General features: G+C 59.6%; 1 protein-coding gene. It reads left to right on the forward strand.

What is annotated here, in order from left to right; genetic code table 11:
* Positions 1–54: 54 nt before the first annotated feature.
* On the forward strand, positions 55–8751 hold the full coding sequence (locus QMG80_RS21235; RefSeq protein WP_281926549.1) for a non-ribosomal peptide synthetase: 8697 nt from the start codon (positions 55–57) through the stop codon (positions 8749–8751).
* The last annotated feature ends 26 nt before the right edge of the window (positions 8752–8777 follow it).

An 8777-nucleotide genomic window follows, 5' to 3' on the forward strand; every position in this document is an offset into this window, starting at 1 on the left:
GATCTCGGCTTTTTTGAAAGAGGAAACCTCTTCATCACTGGTCGATTGAAGGATTTGATCATTGTCAGGGGACGCAATTATTATCCGCAGGATTTTGAACGGGTGCTCGACGATGAGTTCCACGAACTGAGGCCAGGCTACAACGCCGCCGTTTCAGTGACGATAGATGAGCAAGAATCGCTCGTCGTGATCGCCGAACCTCAACGAAGCTATCTGCGCTTGATGCGTGAACGTGGCGCGGGGGCGTTGTGCCGGAAGATTAGTGAGGCCCTTGCGTCCGAATGCGACATAGCGCCAGCGGAAATCGTCCTGGTGCAACCCGGGTCAATCCCGAGGACCTCGAGCGGAAAAGTCCGTCGTGCGGAGTGTAAGCGGCTGTATCTCAATGGCGACCTCCCGGTCTTGGCTCAGACGGAGACAGATGCGGCGCGGCGCCTCAAAGCGGCCAATCCCTCTTCGATTTCCGATTTTGGAGGAACTGGCGCATTGCTGCGCGAAGCGCTTTGCCTGCTCCGCAGTCCTCAAAAAGTAGCGCTGATCACACGTTTCCTGACCTCTACCGCCGCCAAACTCTTGCGCGTTCCCGAGGGCGATTTGAGCGCCGATTCGCAGATTATGCGCAGCGGTCTCGACTCTCTGGGTACGGTCGAGCTCAAACACGCCCTCGACGCCTTGCTCGGCACAGACATTCCTATCTCGCTTTTGATGTCCGAGAGGACCTTCGGTCAGGTGGCTGAGGCGCTTGGTGATTTCGAACAGATCAAACCTTGGGCTGCGCCGGAAGAAAGCGATCCCTGCGCCGCGTCGCGCCTCTCGCAAGGTCAACGAGCAATTTGGGCCGTGCATCAATTATCGCAGTCAAGCGTCGCCTATAACCTGCATGTCGCTTTGCGATTGAGAGGACCTGTAGACGATCTGGCGCTCCAATCATCTGTAGACCATCTACTGGCGCGGCATCCGATCTTGCGCAGCGTTTATCGGCAAGATGGTGATGACGTCATCCAGGCGATCCAGCCGCTCACTGCGACACATGACTATTTCTCTGTCGTCGCCGCGGAGGGCATTGGAAACAGCGATTTACGAAAGGAGCTTCTTCGTCGAGCGTTCACGCCTTTCAATCTCGTCGATGGTCCGATATTGAGAATAACCCTCTATTGCCACGGCGACTCGACCTCTACGCTACTCCTTTGCGCACATCATATCGCATTGGACCTGTGGTCTTTGCTGATATTGTTGAAGGAGCTTCAAGCCGTTTACAGCGCGCAAATCGCTGGGCGCGCGCCAAGTCTGCCCAACATCGCAGAGCGTTATCAGGACTTTGTCGCGTGGCAAAGTCAGTATCTCGCTAGTCCGTCCAGCGAAGCTGACTGGAGCTATTGGCGACATCGCCTCGGCGGCGAGTTGCCAATCTTGGCGCTGCGCTCCGATTTTCCCCGTCCGGCGGCGCGGGCGAATCTGGGCTCGGCGGTTTCCGTGCGGCTTAACGCCAAATCGACTGCTGATCTCGAGGCCTTGGCGCGCGCCAACGGCGCCACGTTATTCATGGTCCTGTTGGCGGTCTACAAGCTGCTGCTCTACCGCTACACTAACCAGCGGGAGATTGTGGTCGGTTCCGCGGCGAGCGGCCGCAGTCAGCGCCGCTTCGCCTCAGTGGTGGGGAACTTCGTCAATCCCCTCGCTTTTCGAAGCACCGTACGGCCGGAGCAACCCTTCTCAGACTTCTTGCTTGAGATCCGAAGCTGCGTCTCCGAAGCTTTGGCGCATCAAGACTTCCCGTTTGCGTTGATTGTCGAGCGCTTGCAGCCGGAACGCATCTCAGGGCAGTGGCCAATCTTCCAGACCTGGTTCGCCCTCCAGCGGGCGCAGGCTGACGTGGACAGCGAATACGCCCAATTAGTTCTCGGCGAAAACAGCGATTCCCTTCCGTTCGGCGAATGGCTAGTAGAGGGGTTGGCGCTCGACGAAAGAATCGAACGTTTCGATCTCAAACTGATGGCGGCGGAAGCAAAGAACGGCTTGGTTCTGTCGTTTCAATATCGCCGCGAGCTGTTCCGCGAGGACACGATCGCGCGCCTCGCCCAAAACTTCTTAAATCTTGTCGAAGCCGTCGTTAAGGCGCCTCAAACGCCGATCGGCTCCCTTCCTTTGGCGCGTGCGCAGGTCGAGGAGCAAGGCGCGGATAGCGCTTCTTCGAATTGCGCTGGCGCTGGCGACACGTGCATCCATCATCTTTTCAGCGAGTGGGCGCGAAAGACCCCTGAGAGCGTCGCTCTCGTCGCAGCCGATGGCGAGATGACTTATGCGGAGCTCCAATCGGAGACCAACCGGCTTGCAAATTACCTTCGTGGGAGAGGGGTAGACCGCAATGTCTCCGTAGGCGTTTGCGCCCTTCGTTCCGCAAGGACCATCCTAGGCATTCTCGCCGTCCTCAAGGCCGGGGGAGCCTATATCCCGATCGAACCAACCCTGCCCCCGGCGCGAATAGCCGACATGTTGCAGCACGGAAGCTTGCTGTTGTGCGAACAGCATTGGTTCGAGCGGTCCGGGGTCGTCGGCGTCAACACAGTGTTCTTGGAGGACTTGAAAGCCGCGACCGCCAACGAGCCAGATGTCGCGCCCTTCGTCCGCAACGGCTCTCTCGATCTCGCCTACGTAATCTACACTTCCGGATCGACCGGACGCCCGAAGGGCGTTGCAGTGACGCACGGCGGCCTGGTAAATTACACGAACGCGATCATCGGGCGGCTTTCGGCTGAGAGCGGACTTCAATTTGCGCTGGCTTCCACGCTCGCTGCGGACCTCGGGAACACAGTGCTTTTCCCGGCGCTCGCTAGCGGCGGGCGCCTTCACGTTTTGACTTACGACGAAGCGACAGATCCTCGTTTGTTTCGCGCTTATACGGAGCGTCATCGAATCGACGTGCTCAAGATTACGCCGTCGCATTTCGGCGCGTTGTCGCCGCACGGAGACGAAGCGAAACTGCTGCCGCGCAGAGCACTGATCTTCGGCGGGGAGGCTCTGTCCCTGCAGCTCGCAAAACGCCTGCTCGCTGAGGAGAGCTCGTGCCAGGTTTTCAACCACTACGGGCCGACTGAGGCGAGTGTTGGAGCGCTGATGCTCCCCATTAGCTTGGAGGCGCTTGACGCTTCTTCATCGAGCGTCGCGCCCCTTGGCCGCCCCATCGAGGACATGCGGGCCTATTTGCTCAGTCCCGATTTGGCCTTGGCGCCAGACGGCGTGGACGGCGAAATCTGTCTCGCCGGAGTCGGTTTGGCCCAGGGCTATTTTGGCCGTCCGGACCTGACGGCTGAGCGATTTGTACCCGATCCCTTTGCAGCTACGCCGGGCGGACGTCTTTATCGCACAGGCGATCTCGGTCGGTTAACGAGAGACGGCGTCGTGGAATTTGACGGCCGGATTGATCAACAGGTCAAGATCCGGGGTTTTCGCGTCGAGCTCGGAGAGATCGAGGCGGTGCTTTGCGAGCACGCAGCAGTTGAGCAGGCTGTCGTCGTAGCTCACGCAGACAGGGGAGCGGTGAGCCGCCTCGTCGCTCACGTGGTCGTAAGGAAAGGCGCTGCTCGGGACGCCGAAGTTTTTCAAGCGCATCTGCGCCGACGGCTGCCCGATTACATGCTGCCTTCGCATTTCGTCTTCCTCGACGTTTTGCCGATGACGCCGAACGGAAAGATCGACCGTAAGCGTCTGCCTGTCATAGATCTGGCTGCGCTCTCGACGCGGGCCTATCGAGCGCCGCGCGACGAGATCGAAACGAGACTTGCGGAAATTTATTCTTCTCTCCTGGGACTCGATCGGGTCGGCATCGATGAAAGTTTCTTTGCGCTTGGCGGCGATTCGATTTTAAGCATTCAAGCCGCAAGCCGCGCCCAGGCCGCGGGCCTCCTGGTATCCCCCCACGAAATTTTCCTTAGACAAAGCATCGCCGAACTGGCGCCCACAATCCGATCGGGGCAGGCGACGCAAACGCCTTTGGCACCACGGAGCTCGTCTGTCGGCGACTTCCCGCTCTCGACGCTTAGCCGAATTGAATTGGATCGGCTTTCGGCGGACCCCGCCGGCGTCGAAGACATTTATCCCCTGACGCCGCTTCAGGACGGTCTGCTGTTTCACACGCTGGCTCAGCCGAATAGCGGCGTCTATGTGATGCAGCATCGCTATTGGATCGAGGGTGAGATCGACGTCGATACCTTCAGAGCCTCGTGGCAGGCCATTGTCGATGCGCATCCAGTATTTCGCACCTCTTTCGTGTGGGAGGGCTATTCGCGATCGCAACAGGTCGTGCATCGGCGCGTCGAGCTGCCATTCGACTATCTCGACTTTCGCCGATTGAACGGAAGCGAACAGGGAAGTCGCCTGAACGATCTTCTGACGGAGGAGAGACGCGTGGGCTTCGCCTTCGCGAAAGCGCCGCTCGCGCGTATTCGTCTGCTGCATCTTGGGGAGCGCCGGTATCTTCTGATCCGCAGCCATCATCACATCCTTTTTGACGCTTGGTGCACATCGCTTATCCTCAAAGAGCTGCAATCCAATTATGCGGCCTTGAGCAAGCGCCAGTCCTCGCTCCCAAGTTGCGGATTGGGGTTCAATGAGTACATCGCGTGGCTGCAGCGTCAGGACGAGCGCGCCGCCGAATCGTTCTGGCGCGACAACCTCGCCGGCTTCGGCGAGCCGACGCCACTTGTCGCTAGCCGCTCCTCGGCGCTAGAGGCAAAGAGAGCAAATGCTGTCAAAGACATCGTCCTGCAACTCTCCGAGACCGAGACGGCTGAGCTCGACGGACTTGCCAAGCACTATCAGGTGACGACGAATACTTTCGCGCAAGCGGCGCTCGCTTTACTGCTCGCACAATACACCAGTCGCTTGGAGGTATTGTTCGGCGTGACCGTTTCCGGGCGTCCGGCGGACCTCCCAGGAGTCGAGTCCATTCTCGGGCTTTTCATCAATGCCCTTCCGCTGCGGATTGCGATCAATCCCAATCAACGGTTGCCCCAATTCCTGCGGAGCGTGCTCAAACAAAATTACGCGATCCGGAACTATGAGTACGCACCTCTAACGCAGGTGCAGAATTGGAGCCAGCTCCCGCGCGGCGCGGACCTTTTCCAATATCTCCTGACTTTCGAGAACGCGCCCGTCGATCCGTCTTTGCTGGAGGGCCGCGGCAGCTGGCGGTTCACCGATTGTTGGCACCGCACGCATACGAATTATCCCATTACCTTCGTGGTCATTCCGGGCGAACAGCTGCACTTGCAAATCACCTACGACGGCGCGCGCATCGACGCCGCCTCAGCGGAGCGTCTATTGGGGCATTATCGGCGATTATTGAAGGAGATGATCCACCGTCCCGAAGCGCGGCTATCCGATTTTCCATTGCTCAGCGAGTCCGAGCGGCAGCAAATTCTGGTGGAGTGGAACGAGACTTCTCGTATTTATGCTGAGCCGCGGGACATCATTGGCCGTTTCGAAGCGCAAGCGGCAAGCTCGCCTGAGGCTATCGCCGCATCCTGCGGAGGCGCGTCGCTTCCCTATGGCGCGCTGAACGAGCGCGTCAATCGCCTCGCTCATGCGCTGATTGGGGAGGACGTTGGCCCCGATTGCATAGTTGCCTTGCTCGAGGAACGGGGCCTTGATTTCTTGGTGATGATACTTGCGCTATTCAAGGCGGGCGCGGCCTATGTGCCGCTTGATCCTGCCCATCCCGACGGGCGTATCACGCAGGTGCTGGAAGAGTCGAAAGTCGGTTTGATGCTCGTGGGGGCGGCATGCCGCGATCGGGCCGAGACCATCCTTGCGGCAATGCCGGACATCAAGCCACGCCGATTAAATCTCGCGACGCTGGAGGCGCGCGGGGACCGCCTGGACAACCCATCCCGACGTCATTGCCCACAAAACCTCGCCGTCGTGATCTTCACTTCGGGCTCCACCGGCAAGCCCAAGGGGGCCATGCTCGAACATCAGGGGATGTTCAACAATTTGATCACCAAGGTACCGGCGCTGAATCTCACATCTGCCGATGTCATTGCACAAACGGCGTCCCAATGCTTCGACATCTCCGTGTGGCAGTATTTAACCGCGCTCACGCTAGGGGCTCGGGTCGAAATTTTTCCAGACTCTATCTCCCACGATCCGCAACGCCTTCTGGAGGAAATCGCCGCACGCGGCGTCACGATCTTGGAGGCGGTGCCCTCCATGATCCGAGCGTTGCTTGACGCTTCTGAAACAAGCGAGAGGCTCGCCAGCCTACGCTGGCTCCTGCCTTGCGGCGAGGCCTTCGCGCCCGAGCTCTGCCGTCGTTTCATGGAGCGTCACCCGCACGTGCGTTTGCTTAACGCCTACGGTCCCGCCGAATGTTCGGACGATGTTTCCTATTATCCGATCGAGACGCCGCCTGCTGGAAATGATCTGAGTGTGCCGATCGGCCGCCCAGTGGACAACACGAGACTCTATATCCTCGATCGTTGGCTCCAGCCCGCGCCGATTGGCGCGCCGGGCGAGATTTGCGTCGGCGGCGTGCAGGTCGGTCGCGGCTATCTTAATCGTCAAGACCTCACGGCGGCGGCGTTCCTACCCGACCCCTTTGGCCCGGCGGGGACGCGACTTTACCGGACTGGCGACCTCGGTCGCTTCCGAACCGACGGGACCATCGAATTTCTCGGCCGGATCGATCATCAGGTGAAGATCCGCGGCCACCGCATAGAGCCTGGGGAGGTCGAGGCCTGTCTCGCCACCCACCCGCGCGTCCGCGCAACGGCGGTCATGGCGCGCCCATTTGGAGCAGGCGGTCATCGCTTGGTCGCCTACGTGGTGGGCGAGGCGGAGGCAATTGCGCATGAGGAGCTTCGCCGACATCTTCGTGCGATCCTGCCGGACTACATGATCCCATCCGCTTTCGTCAGTCTTGACGCGTTGCCGCTCACTGCAAATGGAAAGCTCGACCGCACGGCCCTTCCGGAACCTGATCTTAATTCAGAATTCGCGAACAGCTACTTCGCGCCAAGAACGCCAACGGAGGCCGTCCTTGCACAGATCTGGGCGGAGGTGCTCGGCGTCGAGCGTGTGGGCATAGAAGACGACTTCTTCGAACTCGGCGGCCACTCTCTGCTGGCGACGAGAGTCGTGTCTCGCGTCCGCTCGACCTTCGAGATCGCCTTGCCGGTGCGCGCCGTGTTCGAAGCGCCGACCCTCGCAGCCCTTGCGCTCTCAATCGACAGCGCTCGCGGTCGCGGCCGCCCGCGGGCGGGGTCGCCGCCAACCAAAGCCCCGCACCATGAGACGTTGCCGATGTCGCTTGGTCAGCAACGGTTATGGATTACCCAGCAGATAGATGACGCCAACCCGCTCTATCACTTCGCGGTGGCCGTGCGGGTGACGGGGTCGCTCGAGCTCGAGACATTTACGGCGGCGTTGAACGCAATTATTCAGCGACATGAGTCGCTTCGCACCGTCTTTCTTGAGGAGTCGGGGCGACTTCAACAAAACGTTGTCTCTGAACTCAAGGTGACGCCGAATTGCGAAACGCTAGAGATGGGCGCGGACGGCAAGGGAGCGACCGAATTGTTCAGCCGTATCCGCGCCTCCATCGCGGCGCGGTTCGACCTCGCCAACGGACCGCTTGTCCGAGCGAGCATTTATCGTTCACCGCCGTCGCAGAACCCAGCGCCGCAAGCGTGCGCGGTTTTGCTTTGTTTCCACCACATCATCTTTGACGGATGGTCATTCGGCGTGTTCTTGAAGGAGTTCGCCACACTGTATGTCGCCCTGCAGAATGGGAGCGAAGCGTCGCTTCCACCGCTCCTTGTCCAATATCCGGATTATGCCGTCTGGCAGCGTGAAAGGATGAAAGACGAGGACCTTTCGCTTGCGCTCGATTACTGGGTCGAGCATTTGAAGTCCGCGCCCCCATTCCTAGACCTGCCGGGCGACTGGCCGCGAAGCTTGAAAACGGGCGACGTCGCGGGTTCGCATGAGTTCGACCTGAGCGAACTGCAGGCAGAGCTGAACGCCTTCAACCGTCAACACGCGCTTACGCCGTTTATGACCATGCTGGCGGCTTTCGCCGGATTGCTCCGCTATCTCACCGGCGTCGAAGATCTTGTCGTCGGCGCTGACGTCGCGAACCGGCCTTTGAGTGAATTTGAGCCCTTGATAGGATTTTTCATCAATCTGGTCGCCTTGCGGATCAAGCTGGATCGCGATCCGAGCTTCAGTCGTCTGGTCACGCAGATTCGCGAGGTCACACTCTCGGCCTATGATCATCAAGAGCTGCCCTTCGACAAACTGGTCGAGGTGCTCCGGCCCGAACGCAACCCGCTTTATGCGCCAATTTTCCAGGTCAAGATTGTGTTTCACAATGTTCCCTTGGCCGAGTTGCACATCCCCGGGCTGCAATTCGAGATGATACCCTTTGCAGCGCCTCGTACGGAGCTCGACCTCGTCCTTCACGTCCACGACGGACCGCGCGGTCTTCGGGCCATCTTCGAATATCGGTCGGGGTTGTTCAGAGCCGCCACAATCGGCAGGTTCGCCGAGCTTCTTCGGTTGCTGCTGCGCCGGGTGTTGTCGGAGCCGGAGATCGGTCTGAATGCTCAGATGGATTTTTTGGCGAAGAGCGACCGTGCGATGCGCGACGCCGCGCGAACTGCACATTTGCGCAGCCGAACCGATCGACTGCTGTCAGCCAAACGTAAACTTTCGCGCGAAGAGTCCAGCGTGTCGAACGTGCTGGAGTCTTAATTCTCGCTCTTTGGGGAGCGCTAGCC

Source organism: Methylocystis bryophila (genome assembly GCF_027925445.1).
GTDB classification, from domain to species: domain Bacteria; phylum Pseudomonadota; class Alphaproteobacteria; order Rhizobiales; family Beijerinckiaceae; genus Methylocystis; species Methylocystis bryophila.